This is a genomic window from Stenotrophomonas maltophilia group sp. Smal32, assembly GCF_030237085.1.
In the GTDB taxonomy this organism is placed as follows: domain Bacteria; phylum Pseudomonadota; class Gammaproteobacteria; order Xanthomonadales; family Xanthomonadaceae; genus Stenotrophomonas; species Stenotrophomonas maltophilia_Q.
On record NZ_JASJSI010000226.1, the window covers coordinates 1 to 736 of the forward strand.

Below are 736 nucleotides of genomic sequence, written 5' to 3' on the forward strand. Positions count from 1 at the left end.
GGGGGGTTGGCGGCCGACCCACCCCGCCCAAGCGACCGAACGCCCGGCCGCCAGCGGCTGGGCCGGGCCCCGGAGGGGTACTTGCAGCGTGCCCTGCCCCGTCCGGCCCTGCGCCACCCCAGCCGATAGCCAGCAGGCGCAACGCTTTCCTCAACCCACCCACCCATTCAGCAAAAACCATTGATAGGAATGAAATTAGTAGTATCCTATCTATCTCTTATGGACCGACCCCTTGACGAGCGCACCGTGCTGCAGATGCAGCTCAGCTCCGGCCTGCTGTACGCAGGGCGGCAGTGGCAGCGCCTGGCCGACAGCCGGCTCGGCAGCTACGGCATCTCCACCGCCTGCACCATGCCGCTGCTGATGATCGGCCGCTCCGGCGGTGGCATCCGGCAGGTGGCGCTGGCCCAGCAGCTGGGCATGGAGGGTCCCTCCCTGGTGCGCCTGCTGGACAAGCTGTGCGCCAGCGACCTGGTCCGCCGCGAAAGCGATGCCAGCGACCGCCGCGCCAACCTGTTGTGGCTGACCGACGCCGGCCAGGCGCTGGTCAGCGAGCTGGAAGACCAGTTGATCGGCCTGCGCCAGGACGTGTTCGGCGAACTGTCCATGGATGAACTGCACGCCGTGCTGAAGGCATGGCGCCTGCTGGCCGAGGCCGCCGACCGCATCACGTAAGCGCGCTGCCCCCGAACACCGCCGCTGCCGTGCACACGCCAGCGGCTTTTGCCCGTTGCCG

General features: G+C 68.8%; 1 protein-coding gene. It reads left to right on the forward strand.

Going from position 1 to position 736, the window contains the following annotated elements:
- Positions 1 to 219 precede the first annotated feature (219 nt).
- A complete protein-coding gene (locus QRO91_RS22460) occupies positions 220 to 675 on the forward strand; it encodes a MarR family winged helix-turn-helix transcriptional regulator (protein WP_008265191.1) in 456 nt (151 codons plus the stop codon).
- Positions 676 to 736: the final 61 nt, after the last annotated feature.